General features: G+C 37.6%; 14 protein-coding genes and 1 tRNA gene. 7 read left to right on the forward strand and 8 right to left on the reverse strand.

Annotated features, from left to right (window positions below):
- Nucleotides 1–20: 20 nt before the first annotated feature.
- The 5 genes from LGQ90_RS12245 to LGQ90_RS12265 are packed head-to-tail and all read right to left on the reverse strand — an operon-like array spanning nt 21 to nt 3,702.
- Nucleotides 21–1,169: a DUF3095 family protein gene (locus LGQ90_RS12245; protein WP_229341435.1), complete on the reverse strand. Its 1,149-nt coding sequence runs from the start codon at nt 1,167–1,169 to the stop codon at nt 21–23.
- Between the two features lie 57 nt (nt 1,170–1,226).
- The gene (locus LGQ90_RS12250) at nt 1,227–1,592 is read right to left on the reverse strand and encodes a hypothetical protein (RefSeq protein ID WP_229341438.1); all 366 of its coding nucleotides are present in this window, start codon (nt 1,590–1,592) and stop codon (nt 1,227–1,229) included.
- 32 nt (nt 1,593–1,624) lie between these two features.
- Nucleotides 1,625–2,611, reverse strand: coding sequence for a DUF1028 domain-containing protein (locus LGQ90_RS12255; protein WP_229341440.1), 987 nt, complete (start codon nt 2,609–2,611; stop codon nt 1,625–1,627).
- A 45-nt stretch (nt 2,612–2,656) separates the two neighbouring features.
- The gene (locus LGQ90_RS12260) at nt 2,657–3,346 is read right to left on the reverse strand and encodes a DUF2490 domain-containing protein (RefSeq protein WP_229341442.1); all 690 of its coding nucleotides are present in this window, start codon (nt 3,344–3,346) and stop codon (nt 2,657–2,659) included.
- A 50-nt stretch (nt 3,347–3,396) separates the two neighbouring features.
- Entirely contained in the window at nt 3,397–3,702 is a 306-nt protein-coding gene (locus tag LGQ90_RS12265) for a hypothetical protein (RefSeq protein ID WP_229341444.1), read from the reverse strand.
- 118 nt (nt 3,703–3,820) lie between these two features.
- On the opposite strand from LGQ90_RS12265, the gene LGQ90_RS12270 reads away from it, so the two are divergent.
- A tRNA-Arg gene (locus LGQ90_RS12270) sits at nt 3,821–3,892 on the forward strand.
- A 50-nt stretch (nt 3,893–3,942) separates the two neighbouring features.
- Here LGQ90_RS12270 and LGQ90_RS12275 read toward each other — a convergent pair.
- Nucleotides 3,943–4,671, reverse strand: coding sequence for a phosphatase PAP2 family protein (locus LGQ90_RS12275; RefSeq protein WP_229341446.1), 729 nt, complete (start codon nt 4,669–4,671; stop codon nt 3,943–3,945).
- Nucleotides 4,672–4,674: 3 nt separating this feature from the next.
- Nucleotides 4,675–5,250, reverse strand: coding sequence for a phosphatase PAP2 family protein (locus LGQ90_RS12280; RefSeq protein WP_229341448.1), 576 nt, complete (start codon nt 5,248–5,250; stop codon nt 4,675–4,677).
- 619 nt (nt 5,251–5,869) lie between these two features.
- Between LGQ90_RS12280 and LGQ90_RS12285 the strand changes: the two genes are divergently transcribed.
- Complete coding sequence (locus LGQ90_RS12285) at nt 5,870–6,547, forward strand: haloacid dehalogenase type II (protein ID WP_229341450.1); 678 nt, start codon at nt 5,870–5,872, stop codon at nt 6,545–6,547.
- Nucleotides 6,548–6,605: 58 nt separating this feature from the next.
- On the opposite strand, the gene LGQ90_RS12290 is transcribed toward LGQ90_RS12285, so the two are convergent.
- Nucleotides 6,606–10,217 (reverse strand): BamA/TamA family outer membrane protein, encoded by a 3,612-nt coding sequence (locus LGQ90_RS12290; protein WP_229341452.1) that lies wholly within the window; start codon nt 10,215–10,217, stop codon nt 6,606–6,608.
- Nucleotides 10,218–10,422: 205 nt separating this feature from the next.
- Between LGQ90_RS12290 and LGQ90_RS12295 the strand changes: the two genes are divergently transcribed.
- The 5 genes from LGQ90_RS12295 (at nt 10,423) to LGQ90_RS12315 (ending at nt 22,367) form a co-directional block, all read left to right on the forward strand.
- Nucleotides 10,423–13,209 (forward strand): triple tyrosine motif-containing protein, encoded by a 2,787-nt coding sequence (locus LGQ90_RS12295; protein ID WP_229341453.1) that lies wholly within the window; start codon nt 10,423–10,425, stop codon nt 13,207–13,209.
- Nucleotides 13,210–13,449: 240 nt separating this feature from the next.
- Complete coding sequence (locus tag LGQ90_RS12300; RefSeq protein ID WP_229341454.1) at nt 13,450–16,479, forward strand: SusC/RagA family TonB-linked outer membrane protein; 3,030 nt, start codon at nt 13,450–13,452, stop codon at nt 16,477–16,479.
- 11 nt (nt 16,480–16,490) lie between these two features.
- Nucleotides 16,491–17,954 carry a RagB/SusD family nutrient uptake outer membrane protein gene (locus tag LGQ90_RS12305; protein WP_423738451.1) on the forward strand — a complete coding sequence of 488 codons (1,464 nt, stop codon included), beginning with the start codon at nt 16,491–16,493 and terminating at the stop codon, nt 17,952–17,954.
- A gap of 19 nt (nt 17,955–17,973) precedes the next feature.
- A complete protein-coding gene (locus tag LGQ90_RS12310) occupies nt 17,974–20,676 on the forward strand; it encodes a fibronectin type III domain-containing protein (RefSeq protein WP_229341455.1) in 2,703 nt (900 codons plus the stop codon).
- Nucleotides 20,677–20,690: 14 nt separating this feature from the next.
- On the forward strand, nt 20,691–22,367 hold the full coding sequence (locus LGQ90_RS12315) for a family 16 glycosylhydrolase (RefSeq protein ID WP_229341456.1): 1,677 nt from the start codon (nt 20,691–20,693) through the stop codon (nt 22,365–22,367).
- The last annotated feature ends 31 nt before the right edge of the window (nt 22,368–22,398 follow it).

The raw sequence follows: 22,398 nt of genomic DNA on the forward strand, positions 1-22,398 counted from the left end.
AAACTACAAGGCAGTTAATCCTAAAACTTAAGTTTTAACTGATTAGCTGCCTTTGTATATCCGCCATTTCCACCATCAATAAAATGTATATGCTGGTCTGTGTTCATATCTTTCACATAACAGGACATAATACTTTCTTCACTTACATGATAGCCATACTTTATTAGATCCCTGGCTTCAAGTTTATCCAGATAAGCGATGAGTTTTTTACGTTGATCACTGGTGCCGGTGATCACGGTATTAATTCGACCGTCGAGTGTTAAGTTATCAGAGAGTTCTACTAATTTTTGAAGATAATTTTTACCGGCATCGGTATTTCTAAGGTAGAATTCTCCAAAATTAGCTACCATCAGGCTTTTTATAAAGCTGGCAAAACTCCATTTTCCCAGTTTTACCTTCATCTCATCTTTGATCCGCTGTAAACCAGCTTTTATTTTTAACCTTCTCACCGAAATTGGTTTTCTACTTCCAATAGAGCCGTATATTTTATCAATCCTGGCCATTATCCTGGAATATACTTTCGAAAAGTCGGTGTCTGCACAACCAGCAATGATCAGGCTAATTACCTCCTGGTCTTCGTTAGGTGGTTTAATGAGATCCCATTTACATTCCATTCCTGCCATGTTCAGGAGCGTGTCATCTGTGGCGATTTCCTCGGAAAAATCTTCGGCTTTTATCCTGCTTTCGGCATAATGCAGCCCATTTCCCAGGATCACGGGAATAGTAAGGGTTTCATTGATTTTCACCCGTGCGATCTGCAGTTCTATGTTCTCTTTATAAATTTCTTCAACGCTGAAAGAACCGATGGCAAGGCTAAAATCCAAGTTCTTTTGAGTGTTTCTGTTATGTTTTTCCAATACCGCCAGGGCCTGTTTCCTTATTTTTTCAGGAATAAGAAAACTCGCTCCATCCCCACCAAAAAAGAATGGGACCACGACATTGTAAGTGTCTGCAAGGTTTAAAATAGCAATGACACATCCCGTAGCAACGAGATTCACATTCTGATGCTTTCCATTTTGAATGGCCAGGGTAGAATTACGTATATCGGCCACCAGAATATGCCAGTCGTCCGGTAATTTGGAAAACCTGCTTTTGTCTCCTATAAGTTTACTTATAGAAGTTTTGTGAAGTGGAAGTTCTGAATAGAAATTAGTATGAATGCCTTTCATAAATTTTAGGTCGCGACAAAATCTTAATAATTTCTATGATGCTTAAAAAGCTGAAAATTAATTTAGCTCGCCGCCTACAGGAACTGAACAATCATGGCCTGGTTCTCCATGTGGTGGATTTATTTTTGGAGATGCACTTTGCATTCTCACCGGTGAAGTTGTCATCTCCTGGGTGGTAGTAGAAGCACTGGCCTGATTTAGTGGGGCGCCTACAGGGAGATCACATCTGTGGCCTTCAACGCCGTGTGCAGGATTATATTTAGTATCTGCACTTTTAGTCATATTATCCTTCATTTCTGCGGAAGAAGGTTCTTCAGTGGTTACTTCTTCGTTCGCAGTAGTTTTTTCTTCATTCTTACATGAAACTGAGAGAACTGCAAGTAATAATATGGTGATTATCGAGGTGATTTGTAATCTTTTCATAATTAGTAATTTAGACTGGTAAATATATTTAATTATTCGGTAATTTCTTTGAGTTCTGCTTCAGAAATTGTTAGAATTCCTGAGGCTGGAAGTCTGGTGATCATTTCTTTCCAGTTCTTATCTGCTTCAAATACTTTTGTGAAAATTGGCTTGGCTTCTTCAATTCTGCCGCTATTGGCAAGGGCAACTGCTTTCCAGAACTTCATTTCAAGATTTTCCGGGAACATTTTTTCTGCAGTTCCATATTCCTTCAGTGCCTTTTCCATATCTCCAGCTTCCACTGCCAGATCACCTTTATTCATATGATCATAGGCGCGGTTTACTTTAAGCAACCTGGATAATTCCTCTATAGGATCCTGGTGATCATCTACACGCAGGTCTATCTTTTTCTCTTCCCAGGCATTATTAGTTCTTTCAGGTCCCACCACTACTAAAGCAGCAGATTGCTTTCCTCTAATATCGCCCCCGGCCGCTTGTGCAGCCTTAAGTACTTCTACTACTCTTTCCGCAAGCGGATAGTCTGAGTATTTCAGGAAAGCTTCGGCCATTGCTGGAACCACGTCTGCATTCAACATCATATTTGCCTGGACTGAAAAGTTTCTTCCCTGAAGATCTTCCGCAGCTTCTACACAATTTTCTCCGGTATATCCAGAAACATTTCCGTTTGCATCAAGAAAGGCAACCTGGCGGAATGCTCTTCCGCTATCTTTTTCTATAAGCTGGGTCAAAGCCTGTTCTGCGGGAACTCCATTGGCCATCAACTCAAGGCCTTCGGGTCCGTAGGCAGGATTTACAAAAGACTGAGTAGCTACCACGCCAACACCCGCTTTTCCCCAGGAAACAATTGATCCTACTGAAAACCAGTGACTTTGAACGCCAACAGCCATTTCACCAGTAACCGTGTCACGTGCTACTATAGAAAATGTATGGGCAAAGTCGTCCTGAGAAATACCTTCCAAACCCTGAGATTTTCCAAGGAAAGGAATTAAAAGACAAAATAGGAAAGCTAATTTTTTCATAGAGTTATTAGAGATTTGCCTAAAGATACTAAAAGCCAGCTGATATTAGAAGCTATGATGAAGACTCAGTTGCAATTGTCCTTTACTTAAATTGCTCGAAGTTTGTTCCATAAATCCAAGCTGTAGTTTTAGATTGTCTTTAAGAGAGTATCCAAGAGCAGCATAGAGTCTGTTACGGTCAAATATATCAACACTTCTTCCATTACCTATATCTCTTTGTCCATTAATAAATACTTCATTATAAAAAGCCAGATAAACGGAATTCTTATCGAGATTAGGTTGATTAAGGGGAATATTTAGAAAAAGGTTATAGCGGTATCTGGTTCTGAAATCCTGATCTTCCACCCAGCGCTGTTCATATCTAAACCTGTGTTTAAGATAGATTCTGGATGAAATTTTATGAGGCAGCAAGGCTTCCTGATAGATCCTGCTTTCAGAGGAAGTTTCATTAGAATCACCAAAAGCTCCCGAAGTGATATTTGCATATCCAAGTGTGAGCTTTAGGTTTGCGTTAGGACTATAGGTTAGCCCGGCTCTTAAAAGAAGTTGCTCGAGATCACCCATCACATCCCAGTTACGATATTGCACATCACCTTGCAGTCCGAATTTTGACTCACCAAATTCGGTATCCCAGAAGTACATATACCAACCACCTAATTGATTCTCATCTACCTGAGAATTTGCATTGAAATTAATAAATAATAAAAATAGAAGAAGGGTAAATAATTTTTTCAAAGCCTGAATTTTTCTGTAAAGATAAGCTCAACAGCTATGCAACCCAAGTTTTACTGCTCTCTATCTACATTTTTTACATCCAGGTAAACTGGGCCTCCATCTACCGGATAACCCTGAATTTTGGATGCGGTGATAGTAACTTTTTCATCTTCATAAACCTTAAGATCTATTTGATCGCTTTTTAGGGCATAAAAAGTATCGCTTGTTTCCAGCCTGTGAGTTCCGTATTGGTAGCTGGTAATTCCGGCAGGCTTAAGGATACCTGAATATTGCTGCGCATCATCTGTATTTACTGAACCACAGGCAGATTGTATCAATAATAAAAAGATGAGACTAATAGCAGATATCAATTTCATGGAATATGGTTTTTAAAATTAAATTTAAGATAAGATATAAGACCGGATTTTTCAAACCTAAGTTTTAAACAAGCTTTGGTATATTTTAAGCGAAACCACTTATTTTTGTCTTTTAAAAGGCCTCATAGTTCAATGGATAGAATAGAAGTTTCCTAAACTTTAGATCCAGGTTCGATTCCTGGTGAGGCTACTTTTAAATCTGTAAATCTTAAGATTTACAAATTTTTTTTCTTACTAAAATCAGGTTCTGGGATCACTTCTGAAAATTTCTATCAGGTTAAAAATGAGTATACAAAAAACTACCCAGATCAAACCCGCAATAAAACCGCCCGCTATATCTGAAGGGAAATGAACACCCAGATAGATCCTGCTTATTCCTATACTCAAAATTATAAAACTCAAAAGGACGATAATCGCTGTTTTAAGAAGCCTGTTTATTCTGAATTTTGTACACAGGTAGATCAAAAATCCATAAAAAGCCATGGCGCTCATGGCATGCCCACTGGGATAACTCAGTGTTTCTACAGATACCATATGTTCTATACCCGGTCTGGCCCGATTGATAAAACGTTTCAGTATCATGTTCGAACCTGTTGCCAAAGCGAGAACGAGAGTGGACAGAATAACGAATTTCCATCTCTTAAATATTAATCTGGAAATCAGAAGATAGAGCGTAAGCACGATCAGGTATCCATATATGTCACCTGCATGGGTCATGAAAATAAAAAAATCTGTGAGTGCGGGACTTCGAAAAGAAAGCACATAATCTGTGACCTGTTGATCTATTCCGGCTAACATCTCTGTTTTTAATGTTTCAGTCAGCTCAATAAATAGATTGATACTTCCAACTACAACTAACAGTGAAATAAGTACAAAAATGATATAGGGAAGTTTATGATCATATGCTCTGAACTTCTCTACCAGGAAATCCCTTATACGGGAAATGAATTCAATCAGGGTTTTTCTCATCGATCAGAATTTATAGGTATAACCCAGTAAATAGCTGCCATCACCACTACTTAAGGTCAGTTGCATATGCTCCTGCTGGTATTCAGTAGTAAATAATAGATTACTACCCAGTCCTATAGCCGCTCCTGCAATGACATCCAGAATGTCGTGTTTTTTAGAATCTATTCGACTGGCCGCAGTAAAACCAGCCACTACATAACCAGGGATGCTGTAATTAAAGCCATATCGGCGATGAACATAACCGGCGCTATGAAAAACAGTTGAGGTATGTCCTGAAGGAAATGAGTTATCATTGCTCATATCGGGTCGTTGCTTATTTATTCCAAATTTAAGTCCATAAGTAACCGCTCCTGTTAATAGAAGCCCTTTGGTAAATTGCCAGGCACCTTTATTATCTTTAATAATCAGACTTGTTACTAAAGTGGCAGCCGGAAGAGCAATCAATACAACATCCCCAATTTTTTGAGTAGTTCCGATCTCTGGTGGTGTTTCGCTTGTGTCCTGAGCTAATAAGAATTGAAAGGATAGGAAGTAGCAAACAATGAGAACTGCTATTTTGGGAGATTTGAAATTAGGCATATTTTGAATTTAATTGCTACGATAATAATCAATATTACTGTTTATAGCCCTAAAAGACTTATCAATATTGAGCGATAAGACTAAGTTTTTAAAATTGTTAATAGTTTCGTTAATAAGTGTTTACAAAAGCTGGCTGTTATACTGCAATGTCTTGTTAAATTGCTAATACCCCAAAACCATTCCCTACGCAGAATAGATTTTATATCTATAGTCATGTTATTGCCTTAAATCATACTATATGAAAACTCTGCTGTATCGCGTAAGATTAATTAATGGGGAGGAGTTAGTAGCCCCCAGATTATTATTCTTTAGTTACCTGTGTAAAGCACTGATGATTCTTGCCATTGCTTTTTTGGTCTTTTTACTAACCTCTAGGAACTACTCCAGTTCATCCTTTACGAACAATGAAATGATGACCTCAGAAAAGGTGACGACTAATCCTCCATCTCCGTTTTAAACAGAGCTTCCGATTTTTATTGATTAGATCCTGATTATTTTTATTCAGCGTCTTTTATGCTGAAATTTATGTATTCTGTTTTTCAGGTCTTTCCTTTAATCTTCTGCTGAAAAATGAATTTACAGGATCAGGTTTTTTAAGGAATTTTGTTACTTAGACCTTATGGAAAAAGTTAAAACCCTGATCTTCGATGTGAACGAAACACTGCTGGATCTCAGTCCGTTGAAGGCAAGTATAAACAATGCTTTGAACAATGAACAGGCGGCCAATATATGGTTTGCAGAATTACTCCAATATTCGCTGGTAGATAGTATTACAGATACTTACCACGACTTTAGTGAGATTGCTGCAGCAGTATTAAAAATGAATACAGAAAAGCATAATAAGGACTTTTCAGACGAAGAAATAAGAGATATTTTAAAACCCATAACTCGATTGAACGCTTATCCAGAGGTGGGGGAAGGCCTGGAGAGACTAAAGAAAAAAGGATTCCAATTAATTGCTTTTAGTAACGGAAAACCTGCGGTGTTAAACGAACAAATTGAATTTGCAGGGCTTACAAAATATTTCGATAAGATTTTGAGTGTAGAGGCAGTTAAAAAATACAAACCGCATCCTGAAACTTATAGTTATGTATTAAAAGAAGCGAATTCCGAAGCAGAAAATACCATGATGGTCGCAGCACATGGATGGGATATAACCGGCGCCATGAGAGCAGGATTAAAAACGGCTTTTATTCAGCGACCAGGAAAATTTATATTTCCTCTGGCCGGAAAACCGACATTAGAAACTGCTAATATTATGACACTGGCAGAGGAGTTAATCAATCAGTCTGTATAAATAAAAAACCGCGTTGAAAATCTTATTCAGCGCGGTTTTAGTTTTTTTAAATCTTATTTTAGAAGTCGAAATTGAAGGTGAAATTAAGTCGTCCTCCTTCATCTCCTACATAGTAGCCTATATTTCCTGTAAAAGCTTTAAACATATTAATAAATATAGATCCTCCGTAGTTAGTATGCCAGTCGTTACTCTCATCATCATCCACCCATACTCTACCATAGTCGAAACCTAAACTAGCTCCCAGTCTAATTGGAATAAAGTCGGTTCTAAATTGCGTAATTCCACTTCTCAGATCAATATTCTGATAAAAGGCATATTTACCATTAAATCGTTCGTTTCTATAACCTCTTAAACTATTCATATTCCCTCCACCTAGCATAGCGCCATGATAAAATTCGTAGTTATCTCCCAGGATCGCTTCACCACCAATTTTGGTAGCAAGTGCTGCGAAACCACTTTCGTGAAGGGGATAATTAAGAGATAACATAGGTCTTATATAACCAAATTTATTATCATTCTCATCGATATTCGTTTTGTATCCTGCGGTAAGATCCAGTTCAATTCCTCTGGAAGGAAAAGCCACTCTGTCCTTATTGAAATAATTATAATTCACTTCACCACCGGCGTACAACTGACTGTCAAACACATCATTGGTGGGGTCAAAAGCCTGCCCTACTAATCTTCCTTCATCATAGGAAGTCTCCATAGATTCAATAATAGCTTTAACATTAAAGTTTACTTTTTCATTCTTTCTATAAATTAAAGAGGGAGCAAATCTCCATTGTTGCAGTCTAACCCGGTTGAAATCTCTTTCAGTATCCTGATCATATTCTGTATCATTTCCAGTTCCGAAATAGTTAATCACGAAGTTTGGACTGGAATAATAAGCATCTAATCCTAAATTCCAGTTATGAAGAATATGGGCGAACTCTCCGGAATATCCAATATCGAATCCCTGAGTAGCGAAGAAATAATTTGCCGTAACATTATGCCTGGCAGTAAATGGATTTCTAACGAGTCCCTTTAAAGTATAGGTATTATTCACTCCAAGACTAAATCCCTGATCTGAATTAAAATCTGCAACAGGCATAAAGGTATATTGCCTTATTTTTTTCTTGTTGGGATCGTAATTATTGATCTCATAAGAATCTACCAGCATTTTGCGAGCTCCAGGAGTTTTGATCGTATTATCCTTGCTTCTATAATCGTAAAGCTTTGCTCGTTTTTTATTCTGAAAATCGTAAATATCATTCTCTTCTCCGCCAATTACTTTTAACGGCACAAGATTAGAACCTTCACCAACTATCTGAAATTCGTCGTCTCCATCCAGTCCGTAGATCCAAACTTCTCTGGTAAGATCTGAATCATAGGATTTTTCAGCGATGATCTCCTCATCTTTATTCTTTAACTGAATAGTAGTGATACCCTCTGGTTTTCTGGTGATAAGAAAATTATCATCATCTTCTGTTCCTGTGAACATGTCAAATTCAGCAAGATGTAAATAATATTCTCTAGCGATCTTTTCAAGATTTCCTCTACGGGCCTTCATTGTTTTCTTAATATCGATCACATAAGGGTCCTCGGTTAGATTTTCGGGTAGAACAGCAAATGCTTCCTGAATTACTTCATCGGTAATATTATTCTGTATATAATCAACCTGTGCTTTCCACTCTTCCCAATCGGCATTCCTAATAAATGCTTTATCTAATGGATAACCGGCGATATTGAACCATTTAGGCCTTTTAACCATAGGACTATATTCTTCCATGGCTCGAAAAGAAGGAAAGCCCATTCTTAGGACAGAAAGTGCAAAACCATCCATTTTTGGAAAAACCTGGTCCCGGTCTTTGGCGATAGGAAGATATCTCTTCTTTCCATCTTCATCTTCAAATTCAGCCCACTCGTACTGGCCTTCATGTCTATCCCAGTCTCCAAGCAACATATCCAGTAACCTTGCTCTAATGAACATATCTTCATCTACATAGACATCCTTGGTTTTTCGTTTTTCCAGCAAAAGATCAGATGAATTTATAATATCCTCTGCACCACCAAAGAACTCAAGATCCTTATTTTCTCCGCCAATATGAGCTTCAAACATATACAGCTCATTCCCGTACTCCTCATTAAAAACTCCTAAAGCCTCTTGCTTCGGGACATAGTATAGTTTCGAATTTGGATGAAAAATACCTAATTCATCCATGAATTTTCCCGCTGGGAATGTTCCATAAGGGAATGCGGTTGTATAAAAATCCTGTACATATCGCTCAGCAACGGTATTTTCAAGGTAGTCTTCTACATAATGTGTAGTAACTACAGTAGATTGAAGAAATTGAAGTGCGCTTTTTTTAAGGCCTCTCATCGTATATTCATGGTCATCTTCATCAACGAAACCTAAAGATTTGGATTGATGTCCGCCGCCGGCACCAAGTACTTCCAGATTTTCATGAAGGGTATCCAGGTATAAGACAGGAAATTCAAATTTCTTACTGTATAATGGACGATAATGTTCCCCCCAGATCAATTTAAAAAGCCCATCTTTATCAGTTTCTTCATCAGTATAAACAGAAGCCATGGTCGTTTTACCCAGACGGGTTTCCGGCCATTCCACTTCTTCTAAGGTAGGACGTTCACGTGAAATTTCCTTGTTGAAAATTCTTTCAGAACCTGTTGGTAAGACCTGAAATATCTCCACGTTAGAACTTCCGTTCTTATTTATATTCACTTTTGCGTAACCAAGTTCATAGGCTGCAAAATCTCCATTATCTGTTTCTGGTTTTGCTTTTGCCGGATCTTCAGTGACTCCAACGATGATCTGTTCTACATTGTCATCCTGTACATATTGTAAATTCTGATCGTTTCCAGAAAGAAAAATGACATCATTATATTGCCTGGCAAGAGTTTCCAGAGTACCCATTAATTCTTTCAACTGCGGATTTCTCCTGGTCTGGCTACTGGCGCCAATTATTTTTTCAAAAAATCCGATTTTGGTTTGGGTCATCATCGGGTGATGAACCGCAACAAGGACGGTTTTACGCTGATTATCTTCCAGTTCGTCATTAAATTCTTCCCGAAACTGAGCCCTGGTTTTAATCTCACATTTGTTATTTATATAAGGATGATCATCCCAGTCTTCCAGATACCATTGAGAATCGATCATTATAAGCTGGACATCATCACTTAAACTTTCGCTTTCAATAGGACAGCCATCATTAGGCCAGAATTTACCTCTGGAATTATCCTGAAGAAAAGATTCGAGATCGTCAATATTGTCCGGGGCATCGTCCTGCCATTCGTTATAGCCCGGCGTAAATATAATATTGCCTTTAAAGTCTTTTATAAGATCCAATAAATTCTCCTGAAGATCTTGTTCTACCCTTTCTCTGCCATTGTCTTTATTAGGAAAACCCTCTTTAGGGACTAAATTCCCAACAATAACCAGGCTTGCAGAATCACCTTCTTTGGAGGCTTCCACGATACGACTTAATATTTTTTTATTTGATTGATTACTTCTCAATGCTGTATTTGAAGTAACGTATACAGAATGAACTCGTTCTTTATTTCCAGAATTCTCTTGTGCCTGCACTGAAAAAACTGTAAAAAGTAGGGATAAACTTAAAAAAGTAAGACTTTTAGAAATCTTGTTTTTAGGTAGTTTTTTTATAATGCTCATAAAAGCTTAAGTTGTTTGATTGAGTAGATTTTATAGTAGTAATAACTTTCAAAAAAATCTAATTAACTTAGGATGTCATAGCTCTTTATAATACTTTAACATCCAAGCCTAAAAGTTTTATTAATATCTAGGCAATCAAAAATAAGTGTAAATTTTATTGTGTCGTCGCTGATAGTTAACTTTCGAGACTAATTTAAAATATCCTTTGAGCAAAAAACTCACTTTCATAGTTGTTCTTTTTTCTTTTATCACGTGCTTCAGCCAGGAGTTACCGCCGGTAATTAATTTTGGACCTAATCAGTATTCTGCAGGTAACCAGAACTGGATGATAGACCAGGACAATAACAAGAATCTTTATTTCGCTAATAGTACCGGCTTGCTGGAATATAATGGAGAAAACTGGGATCTTTATCCAGTGCCGAATAATACCATTGTAAGATCCCTTAAAGTGGTGGGTGAAAGAATATACACCGGGGCGTATATGGAAGCCGGATATTGGGAGCGGAATGATTTTGGAAAATTACAATATACCAGTCTGGTTCCTAAGTTTTCGGGATCTATTAGTGATGGGGAACAATTTTGGGATATTGAATTTTTAGATGAACTTGTGATTTTCCGAAGTTTCGGAGGGATATATTTCTATGATCAGCATCAGGATGTGATCACTAAAATGAAAAATCCTCTGGGAAAACCTATTTCTGGGATTTTCAAATTAGAAAATGAACTTTATTTTCAATTAGTAGGTGCCGGTCTTTTTAAATTCACTAATGGCAATCCTGAAATGGTGATATCCTTTGAAGAACTCGGAGATAAGGCAATAATGCATCTTTATCGGAAAGAGCAAGATCTCCGAATTATTTCAGGTACTTCAGAATTTTTTATCTGGAATGGAACTAATTTATTAAATGAAGAGCAGCAGTTTAATACCGAATTTGGAAACCCTAACATACTTGACGCCGTAGACCTTGAAAATGGAGGAATAGTATTGGGAACAGTGGGTAAAGGTATTGTGCAACTGGATACGGAAGGAGCAATTGTAAATATTTTCAATCAGGAAAATATTTTAATGAATAATACAGTACTGGACCTGTTCCTTGATGATACTGGTAATATTTGGGCCGGTCTGGATTATGGTATTAGTAATATAGATTTAAAATCCAGTTTCCTGTCATTTCAGGATAATAGAGGAGAGATAGGATCGGTCTATGCCTCTTATGAACACGATGGGAATCTCTACTTAGGTACTAATCAGGGTTTGTATTATAAAAAGAAGGGACAGGATAATTTTAGACTGATTCAAGGTACCGGCGGGCAGGTTTGGTTCATTGACAAAGTAGGAGAAGATATTTTATGCGGGCATAACAGCGGAACTTTTACTATTGACGGCGAAAATGCAAAGAAAATTACCGATCGTCTGGGAACCTGGCTTATCAAAGAATATGATGATAATATCTATGTACAGGGGCATTATAATGGAATCAGTTTTTTGAAAAAGACTGCTTCAGGTTTCGAAGTCTTTCCTATGCTTGAAAATTTTCCTCATTCTTCAAAATTTATTGAGGTAGATGAAAATAAAAATATCTGGGTAAGTAACGAGCATAAGGGAGTTTTTAAAATGCAGGTAAATGATTCACTATCTCAAATTGAGGACATACAGAATTATACATTTTCTAATGAGTCCGGGATCACTTCAAGTCTTTTTAAATATAATGATACTCTCTATTATAGTTCTAAAGAAACGGTCTATCAGTTTTCAAAGACTAAAAATGACTTTTCTCCAGATAACCTCATAAATGAAATGATTTCTGATATTGATAGAGTTTCAGGAAAAATCATCACAGAAGAGAATCATGAAAAATTGTGGGGTTTTGCCAGAGAAGGTGTTTTTTATATTGAACCTTCTCAATTGAGCAAAACTTACGATCTCAATCTTATTTTCATAGACCAGGATTTTCGGAACATCGCAGTTGGCTATGAAAATATTTCTACTTTCTCCGATTCTGAGTATCTACTTGGTATTGCAAATGGCTACATGAGATTCAAGGACCTGAAAGTGATAGATCCCGATGTATCTATCAGATTAAATAGTGTAGAAGTAAGTGCTCTGGACGCTGTTCCTGAGAAAGTAAAGGTGAATGAATCTGGGATATTTGATTTTAAACGTAATAACATTTCAATCATGTTTAGTGCCCCGATTCATAAAAAATACCATGAAGCACTATACAGCTATAGACTTTTGGGTCTTAGCCCAAATTGGAGTGAATGGAGTAATTCGCCGGCTGCAAATTTTAAAAATCTTGGTTTTGGAGATTATACTTTTGAGGTGAAAGCTAAAATCGGCAATGACCAGACCCAGGTAGAAACTTATGAATTTAGTATTGACAGACCTCTTTATTTGAGTCCGCTAGCCTTAGTGGGCTATTTTCTGTTGTTCTTGTTCAGTCTTTTTTTAATACATATCCTCAATAAAAGACATCATCAAAAAAATGTTGCAGAAAATGAGCGTAGCTTAAAAATGAAAAACCTGGAAGCAGAGCAGGAGATTATTAAGTTACGAAATGAGAAGCTGGAGCAGGATATGGCAAACAAAAACAGGGAGCTTGCCGTTTCTACCATGAGCCTTATCAAAAAGAATGAATTTTTAACCAGCATTAAAGACAAACTGGAACAATCTGAAGATTCTTCGAAAGTAAAATCGGTAATACAAACAATAGATAAGGATATTAGCGAAGAGGATAACTGGAAATTTTTTAAGAAAGCATTTAGTAACGCCGATAAGGATTTTTTTAAGAAAGTAAAAAACAAGCATCCCGAACTTACTTCCAATGATCTTAAGCTTTGTGCTTATTTAAGACTTAATTTATCCTCTAAGGAGATAGCTCCTTTGTTAAATATTTCCGTAAAAAGTGTCGAAATTAAACGATATCGTTTGCGTAAAAAGATGAATTTAGACCGGGAAACCAATTTAACAGATTATATCCTCGCTTTATAACTTTACATTTTCTATAAATAACTCTACATTACCTATACAAAAGCATATATTACTCATTTTTACCACTTTAAGTTCTTATTAATATTTCCTTCCTAAAGGCCTGTATAGATTATGATATCAGTAAATAGAAGCAGGTATTATTGATATATACTCAATTGTAGATTTTTTGTACAGGTAGATTTTTCTTCTCTCATAACATTATGTTAATATATTGAAATTTCAATTTTAATAATTAATCACATGAGGAAATTTACCTGTCTTTTGATTGTATTTCTAAGCGGGTTTTTTGGGGCTTATGCGCAATCGTTTTCGGTTAGCGGATTGGTTTCTGATGAAAACAACATGCCTTTACTAGGAGTTAATGTAATAGTAAAAGGAGAAGCGCGTGGAACAACCACAGACTTTGATGGAAACTATACAGTTGAAAATATCTCTGCGGGAGATGTTCTTCAATTTAGTTATGTTGGTTTTGTAACCCAGGAAATTACAGTAAGCGATCAGCAAATTATTAATGTAACCTTACAAACAGATTCAGAATCTTTAGATGAAGTTGTTGTAATTGGTTATGGAACTCAACAAAGAAAAGATATTACGGGCGCTGTTTCTGTAGTAGATAATCAAACTATTGATGAATTGCAGCCCATAAAGGTTGAGCAGGCTCTACAAGGTACTGCTGCGGGGGTGAATGTTACTCCCTCATCTGGTGCTCCGGGTGCTGGTATAAATATTAATATTAGAGGTATAGCATCAAATAGTGTAAATGGACCTCTGGTGTTAATTGATGGATACCAGGGAGATCTAAATACATTGAACCCCAATGATATTGAATCTATATCTATTCTAAAAGATGCTCAGGCTGCCATTTATGGTGTGGCTGGTGCAAATGGGGTGGTTCTGGTTACTACTAAAACCGGAAAGAAAAATACAGCACCAAAGGTCACCTATCAAACCTATTATGGTATTCAGGAAGCTTCCAGAGAACTTCCGGTATTAAATGCTACCGAATATGCATTGTTACTAAACGAAAGCTATGCAAATGCTGGTCAGGACCTTCCTTATCCAGATGTTAGTGAAATTGGAGTTGGAACAGACTTTCAGAGTTCTGTTTTTAAACAAGCTCCAATTGTAAATCATAATGTAAGCCTAACAGGTGGAGGTGAAAGAGTAACCTATTCTGTAGGTGCTTCGCATTTGAACCAGGATGGTATTGTTGGAGGATCTAAATCTGGATTTAAGAGAAATACAGCCAGGATTAGCTTAGGCGTGGATGTAAGTGAATATTTCGATGTACAGTTGAATACGACATATACAAATATTGATAGAAAATCAATTAATGAAAATGGTCTTGGATCAGTTTTATTTAACGCTCTAAACTTTGCACCAACCTTTGGATTGAATGATGTTGATACGGAAGGAGACCTTCCAATTGAAGTTGTTAATCCTTTAGCCCAAATTGAGAACACTTTCAACGATTACAATCTGGACAAATTGAATGGTAATTTCAATATAGATTTCACACCGATTGAAGAATTGACTTTTACTTCCAGAATTGGTTTTAATCTCGCTAAAAGTGATTCAAAAGTTTTTAATCCGGAAGTTGGAGTAGAGACTTTTGGACCTGGGAAAGTTTTTAATAATCCTAGAAGTACCGTGAATCAAAATAGAATCAATGATAATTCCTATACTTATGATTTATTCGGTACTTATGAAGACCGCTATAATGAAGACCACCACGTTACTTTCACTGGTGGTATGACTGTTATCAAACAATGGGGTGATGGTTTGTTTGCAACTGGATATGATGTGCCGAATAATTCATTCGAATTCGCAGATATTAGCCTTACCACAGGGACTAATGATGGGATAAATAATGGTTCTTATGTATATGATATTAGGAAATTGTCATATTTCGGAAGACTTCAATATGACTTTAAAGGCAGGTATTTAGTTTCCGGAATGTTGAGAAGAGATGCTTCAACCAGATTCGGACCTGAAAATCGTGTTGGTTACTTTCCTTCCGCAACTGCAGGATGGATCATTTCTGAAGAGAACTGGTTTGATTCTGAAACCATTAATTTTATGAAACTTAGAGGAAGTTATGGTATTCTAGGTAATGATGAAGCTGGTGGAGCAGAATTTTATCGTTCCGCATTGAGTGGTGAAGCTACCTATGTTCTTGACGGGAACATAATTAATGGAGTTGCTTTGGGTAGACTTGCAAATCCTGCTTCGGGATGGGAAGAGGCTGAAAAAATAAATATTGGATTAGATCTTAGATTACTCAAGAATAAAATAGATATAACTGCAGATGTTTTCCGAGAGGATCGTAATGACCTTTTAATTTCAGGAATTCCGGTATCTGGTATTTATGGAGGAGGATCTCCGGGAGCTGGTGCTCCAACCATTAATGCCGGGACGACAAGAAACCAGGGAGCGGAATTTTCTATTAATTACAAAGAAAATTTTTCTGATGATTTCAGAATGGGAATGTCTTATAATTTAACTTATCTGGAAAATGAAGTAACTGCGGTAAATGGTGCTGAATTCCTTGAAGGGGGTAGTTTTAGTACAGGTCAACCACGACCATCCAGGATGCAGGAAGGATTCCCTCTGGGCTATTTCTACGGATACCAAACAAATGGCATTTTCCAAAATCAGGCTGAGATAGATGCAAGTCCTTCTCAAGATGCACTTGGTGAAATTTCATCTCCTGGAGATCTTAGATATGTGGATACAAATGGTGATGGAGTTATAACTCCAGACGATCGTACGAATATTGGTGATCCGATTCCGGATTTTACAATGGGGCTAAATTTGAATCTTAATTATAAAGATTTTGATTTTACAGTTTATACGTATGCATCGTTAGGAAATGATATGGTACGTAATTATGAGAGAGCTGCACCGAATACAAATCGCCATGCTTACTATTTAGAAAGATGGAGTGGTGAAGGAACCAGTAATACAGTTCCTAGAGTCTCTGCTGGATCAACAAATAATGGAGTATTTTCAGATTTTTACGTGGAAGACGCTTCTTATATAAGAATTCAGAATGCGCAGGTGGGATACTCTCTTCCTCAATCTTTAATTGAAAGAATCAGTGTTGATAAACTTAGAGTTTATATCGCTGCAAACAATCTATACACATTTACAGATTATAAGGGATATGATCCTTCAGCTTCTACAGGTGAAGCTATTGGTGGTGGAATTGATTATGGATTCTATCCAGTGCCAAGAACTTATATGTTTGGTGTAAATCTTAACTTCTAAAAATATTGTATATGAATATAAAGAATTCAATATTAAAAAGAATATACTTCTTCATGTGCTTCGTTATGCTGGTAGGTTGTAGCGAGAGCTTTCTTGATGAAACTGAGGAGTATGTTATTGACTCAGAAAATTATTTTAATTCTGAGCAGGAATATTATAATGCTCTAATTGGAGCGTATGATATTTTACAATCTACCTATGTTAATGTATTACTTGGGGAAATCGCTTCAGATAATACTTTAAGCGGAGGTGGTAATGCTCTGGATGTGCCAGGTTTCCAGCAAGTAGATGAAATGACTCACACACCTATCAATGATAATATTGATGATGTTTGGGATTGGAATTTTGGGGGCGTACAGAGAGCCAACTATATTCTTGAATTTAAAGACAAGACAGATTTTGAAGGTAAGGATCAGATAATTGCGGAAGCTAGATTCTTAAGAGCCTATTTCACCTTTGAACTTGTAAAATGGTTTGGACCTATTCCACTAAGTGGAGATGAGCGATTTGTTCTTGGCGATGCTGAGACTATACCAAGATCGCCGGTAAGTGAAGTTTATGCTCAAATAGAATCAGATCTTCAATTTGCGATAGATAATCTGGATTATACAGCTCCACAGGTTGGACGAGCTACTAAAGGTGCTGCGCAGGCGCTTCTAGGAAAAGCTTACCTGTATCAGGAAGAATTTCAACAGTCTGCAAATGTACTTACAGATCTAATTGATAACGGACCATATGCTTTATCTGATTTTGCTACACTTTTTGAACAGGAAGGTGAAAATAATGTAGAGTCGGTATTTGAAGTGCAATATACCGGAGCTGAAGGAGCTAGTTTTCTTTGTTTACAATGTAGTGAAGGTAATGTAGCTGTAGGGTTTCAGGGGATTCGTGATTATTCAGGACCTATATTTGAATCTGGATTTAGCTTTAATGTTCCTGTTGCAGAAGTCTATAACCTCTTTGAAGAAGATGATATAAGAAGAGATTTTTCAATTCTGGATATAAATGCATGGGCCGCAGAGACGGGTGCTACTTTTACAGAAGGATATAAGCATACAGGTTATTTTAACCGCAAATATTTACCAAGACAGAATAATAACCTTGGAGATGCAAATTTAACTCAGCCAAACAACTATCGAGCAATTAGATATGCAGATGTTCTATTGATGGCTGCTGAAGCTCTAAACCGCGGCGGAATTAATGATGAACTGGCAAGAACTTATTTAAATCAGGTTCGTGATCGTGCAGGTCTGGATCCTGTATCGTCTACCGGTTCAACTTTAACAGATGCGATCTACCTAGAAAGAAGACTAGAACTTGTTGGTGAAGGCCACAGATTCTTTGATCTGGTAAGAACTGGCAGAGCAGCTGAAGCAATAGACGGTTTTTCTCCAAATAAAAATGAATTATTTCCTATTCCATTGGAAGAGATTCAGTTTTCTCAGAATAACTGGGAACAGAATCAGGGATACTAATAAATAAACAAATATAGAAATGAAGCATATTAAAAAATTACTGGTATTATTTCTGGCATTTAATGTATTTACTTCCTGCGAAAAGGAAGAAGAAGTTTCTTATGCCTTGCAAGATGTCTCTGCACCCACGAATGTGAATGCAGCCTTTGATATTTCCAATGACGAAGAGGGGACTGTAACAGTTACTCCAACTGCGGAAGGTGCAACGGAATTCCAAATATATTTTGGAGATACAGAGAATGAAGAACCTGTGATCGTATCACCGGGTGAAACAATCAGCCATACTTATGCTGAAGGAGAGTACAACCTGAGAATTGTAGCCATTGGACTTACCGGTTTGACCAGTGAGTTGGTGAGAGTGGTAAATATTTCTTTTGGAGCTCCGTCAGAACTTGAAGTTGATATCACAAAATCTACCGCGAATCCTCTCGAAATTGTGGTGACACCAACTGCTGTGGATGCAACAGTATACGATATTTACTTTGGTGATGTGGAAGATGAAGAGCCAACTACAATAATGGATGGTGAATCTGCAACCCATGTATACGCTGAAGAAGGAACTTATACTGTTAGAGTAGTTGCAAGAGGAGGAGGCGCTGCCACCGTAGAATATTCTGAAGAAGTAAGTGTTGAAGCTGCCGCTGGTCCTTTAAAATTACCGGTAACTTTTGATGATCCGGAAGCCAGTTATGCCATAACTCCTTTTGGGGCTGCTGAAACTGCTTTTGAAATCGTTACAAATCCTGAATTATCTGGAGCGAACGCTACCGAATCTATGGTAGGAAAAATTTCTAAAGCAGGTGCTCAATACGAAGGAATTACCTTTAACCTTACGGAAGCAGTAGATCTATCAGGTGCTGAAAAGACACTTACTGTAAAAGTGTATTCTGAAACTGCATATACTGTACTTCTAAAACTGGAAACTGGCGTAAATGGAGAGAGATCTAATGAAGTAGACGCTGAGCACGGTGGAACAGGATGGGAAGAATTATCTTTCAATTTCGCTACAGATGCTACTACAAGTTATTTAAGCACTGAAGATCCAGGTGGAGCAGCTATTGTCCCTGACGGGCAGTACAATGCGATTTCATTATTCCTTGATCTTGCCGGTGATGCTACTGGGGATTATTATGTAGATGATTTAATGAAAGAAGGAGAAGGTGATTCTGGAGAATTAGAAATTGCAGAGAATTTCCCTATTGGATTTGAAGATGGTGAAACTTTATCTGGGGTTTTTGAAGCTGGTCAGGGAGTAACAGGTACGCCTATAGCAAATCCTGATATGACTGGGAATAATTCAGCTACAGTTTATGAGTTTACAAAAGCCCAGGGAGCTGCATGGTACTCTGGTATTTTCCATATTTTCCCTGAGAATATTGATCTGATGACCGGCCGTACCTTTAGCTTTAAGATATGGTCTCCAAAAGCAGGAATCAATGTGAGAATGCAATTGGAAAAAGAAGGAGACGATTCAGTCCCCAATGTATTTATAGATAAAACTTTAAGCTCTGCAAATGAATGGGTAACCTTAACTTATGACTTTACAGATGTGATCGCTGCTGATGCTACATACGATAAATTCGTAGTATTCCCAGAATATGATGAAGCTGCTCAACCTGCAGGCGATGGTTCTGTTTATTACCTTGATGATTTTGTTCAGGCTGAAGGCGACGGAGGAGGAGCTCCTGTATCTTCAACTACGAGTTTCCCAGTGAACTTTGAAACACCGGCAAATGGTGGTTCTCCGGAAAACTGGAGAGTTTTTGAAAATGCAGATAACCCAGCATTAGAGATTATTTCTAATCCTGATATGGATATAAATTCTTCAGCTACAGTTGCTAAGTTTACAGCTAGAACAGGAGGACAACCTTTTGCAGGAACGGTTACCGAACTTGAGACACCTTTTACTTTAAATGCTTCAAACAGTACTGTAAAGATTTGGGTATGGAAATCTGTGATAAGTGATGTTGGTATCAAATTCGAAAATGCTGCAGGTGGGTCTACAGGAGAGATCAAGGTTGCGAATACAAAAACGAATGAATGGGAAGAACTAACATTCGACTTCTCAGGAGTTGTAGGTGATCCTAACAATACAGATATTACTGGACTTGTTATTTTCCCTGATTTTCAAGCCAGAACTAGCGAAAACATAGTATATTTTGATAATGTTACTTTAAATGCTGCCGGTTCTACAGGTGGTTCAGATGGAGGACAAACAGGTGATACTTTTGGTCTTCCAATAGACTTTGAAGCTGATGTAACGTATACTACAGGTGAAAATAGTGTGCCTTTTGAAGTTGTTACTAATCCTGAACAATCTGGAATCAATGCGACTGCTACAAAGGTAGGTAAGGTTACTAATGGAGGTGGACAATATGAAGCCTTAACTTTGATACTTGATGAAGCTATAGACTTTTCCGGTTCTAATAAAACCATAACTATGAAAGTTTATTCTGAAACTGCTTATCAGGTTCTTTTCAAATTAGAAACAGGAGTGAATGGAGAAAGAGCAAATGAGGTTGAGGTAAGTCACGGTGGAACAGGCTGGGAAGAATTAACCTTCAATTTCGGTAGTAATGCAAGAACGAGTTATATAAGCGAGGCAGATCCAGGTGGAGCAGCATTTGTTCCTACCGGACAGTACGATGAATTCTCTGTATTTCTTGATTTTGCAGGATTCACAGCAGGAGAATTCTATATTGATGATATAGTGCAGAACTAGAAAAATAAATGAAGATGAAAAACACGAAATTTATTAACGGATTGAAATTTTCCATGTTAGCTATTCTTACACTTGCGATTTTCGCTTGTGTGGATGACGATTATGACCTGGCTAATATAACTACTCCGACCAACCTTAGCATTAATTACGAAATAATTGGTGCGACAGCTGAAATGCCTGAAGGTGATGGAAGCGGACAGGTTCGGTTTAGCGCAACAGCAGATAATACTTTGACCTATAAATTTGTTTATGGAGATGGTTTTAGCGATGTTATTGGAGGTGGTGAAGTAACCCACCCATTTACAACTAATGGGGTGAATGATTATACCGTAGCTGTTATAGCTTATGGACCGGGAGGAAATTCTACTAGTGAGACCGTAACTGTAACTGTTTTTAGTGATTTCAATGATCCTGATACTAAAGAAAAGCTGGCTGGCGGTCTGGACCCTGGATCAACTAAAACATGGTATGTGGCTGCTTCAGAGCCTGGACATCTCGGAGTTGGACCTAGTTCTGGTGAGGGCTTTGATTCACCAATTTATTATGCCGCTGCTCCTAACGAAAAAGCCGGGGCAGATGTAAGTGCATGTTTCTATACAGATACCCTTACATATTCAATTGCTAATAACGGGGATATTATCTATAATCAGGATAACAACGGAGCTAGCTTCTATAATGTAGATTTTACCGATGGTGCTGGTGAAGATCAGTGTCGTGATCTGGATACTGGAGGCGATAAACTTGCTTCTCTTGCTCCTGGAACTTCAGGAATACCTACTTCTACAGGTACCGCTATTAATTATACTGATGGAGGATTTATGAGTTATTTTATAGGTACTTCTACCTACGAAATACTTAGTATAACAGAGAACTCTATGTATGTTCGTGCTATTCCATCAAGTAATCCAGCTCTTGCCTGGTACCTTAAATTCACAACAACTCCTTACGATCAGCAAGGATCAACGGGTGGAGGGGAAGAAGAGGAAGAGCCTTTTGTATCTCAATTTGAAGACCTAGTTTGGTTTGATGAATTTGACGGAGATGCACTGGACACAGACACATGGAATTATGAGATAGGTAATGGAACCAATGGATGGGGAAATGGAGAAGTTCAGTATTATACCGAAGAAAATGTAAGTGTACAGGATGGAAGTCTTTTTATCACAGCTAAAAGAGAATCTGAAAGCGGATTCAATTTTACTTCAGGTAGAATCACAACTCAGGATAAGTTTGAATTTACTTATGGAAGGGTTGAAGCCAGAGCTAAGATGCCTGAAGGTGGAGGAACCTGGCCTGCAATATGGATGCTGGGTGCTAATTTTGATGAAGTGGGATGGCCTGAAACAGGGGAGATAGATATTATGGAGTGGGTAGGAAACAAGCCTGGAGAAACTTCTTCAGCTTTACATTATCCTGGAAATTTTGGAGGTGATGCCGTAGTAGGCAGAACTCCCATTGAAAATGCTACTACTGAATTCCATACCTACAGCGTAGAATGGACAGAAGATAATATTATCTTACTATTAGACGGTGTTGAGTTTTTCACTTTTACCAACGATGCTTCGCTTCCTTTCAATAAAGATTTCTTCCTTATCATGAATGTTGCCATGGGAGGCGGTCTTGGAGGTGAAATAGCAGATGACTTCCAGGAATCTTCTATGGAAGTAGATTATATAAGACTTTACCAGTAATTGTTTGTTTAAGCTATAAATTCCCGAAGTT

The sequence above is a fragment of the Christiangramia sediminis genome, from assembly GCF_020552705.1.
In the GTDB taxonomy this organism is placed as follows: domain Bacteria; phylum Bacteroidota; class Bacteroidia; order Flavobacteriales; family Flavobacteriaceae; genus Christiangramia; species Christiangramia sediminis.

Excerpts from the sequence above, each read along its gene's own strand:
- LGQ90_RS12315 (WP_229341456.1), top strand. The coding sequence starts at position 20,691 with ATGAAAAACACGAAATTTATTAACGGATTGAAATTTTCCATGTTAGCT.
- LGQ90_RS12310 (WP_229341455.1), top strand. The coding sequence starts at position 17,974 with ATGAAGCATATTAAAAAATTACTGGTATTATTTCTGGCATTTAATGTA.
- LGQ90_RS12290 (WP_229341452.1), bottom strand. The coding sequence starts at position 10,217 with ATGAGCATTATAAAAAAACTACCTAAAAACAAGATTTCTAAAAGTCTT.
- LGQ90_RS12250 (WP_229341438.1), bottom strand. The coding sequence starts at position 1,592 with ATGAAAAGATTACAAATCACCTCGATAATCACCATATTATTACTTGCA.
- LGQ90_RS12280 (WP_229341448.1), bottom strand. The coding sequence starts at position 5,250 with ATGCCTAATTTCAAATCTCCCAAAATAGCAGTTCTCATTGTTTGCTAC.
- LGQ90_RS12255 (WP_229341440.1), bottom strand. The coding sequence starts at position 2,611 with ATGAAAAAATTAGCTTTCCTATTTTGTCTTTTAATTCCTTTCCTTGGA.
- LGQ90_RS12300 (WP_229341454.1), top strand. The coding sequence starts at position 13,450 with ATGAGGAAATTTACCTGTCTTTTGATTGTATTTCTAAGCGGGTTTTTT.
- LGQ90_RS12265 (WP_229341444.1), bottom strand. The coding sequence starts at position 3,702 with ATGAAATTGATATCTGCTATTAGTCTCATCTTTTTATTATTGATACAA.
- LGQ90_RS12245 (WP_229341435.1), bottom strand. The coding sequence starts at position 1,169 with ATGAAAGGCATTCATACTAATTTCTATTCAGAACTTCCACTTCACAAA.
- LGQ90_RS12275 (WP_229341446.1), bottom strand. The coding sequence starts at position 4,671 with ATGAGAAAAACCCTGATTGAATTCATTTCCCGTATAAGGGATTTCCTG.
- LGQ90_RS12285 (WP_229341450.1), top strand. The coding sequence starts at position 5,870 with ATGGAAAAAGTTAAAACCCTGATCTTCGATGTGAACGAAACACTGCTG.
- LGQ90_RS12305 (WP_423738451.1), top strand. The coding sequence starts at position 16,491 with ATGAATATAAAGAATTCAATATTAAAAAGAATATACTTCTTCATGTGC.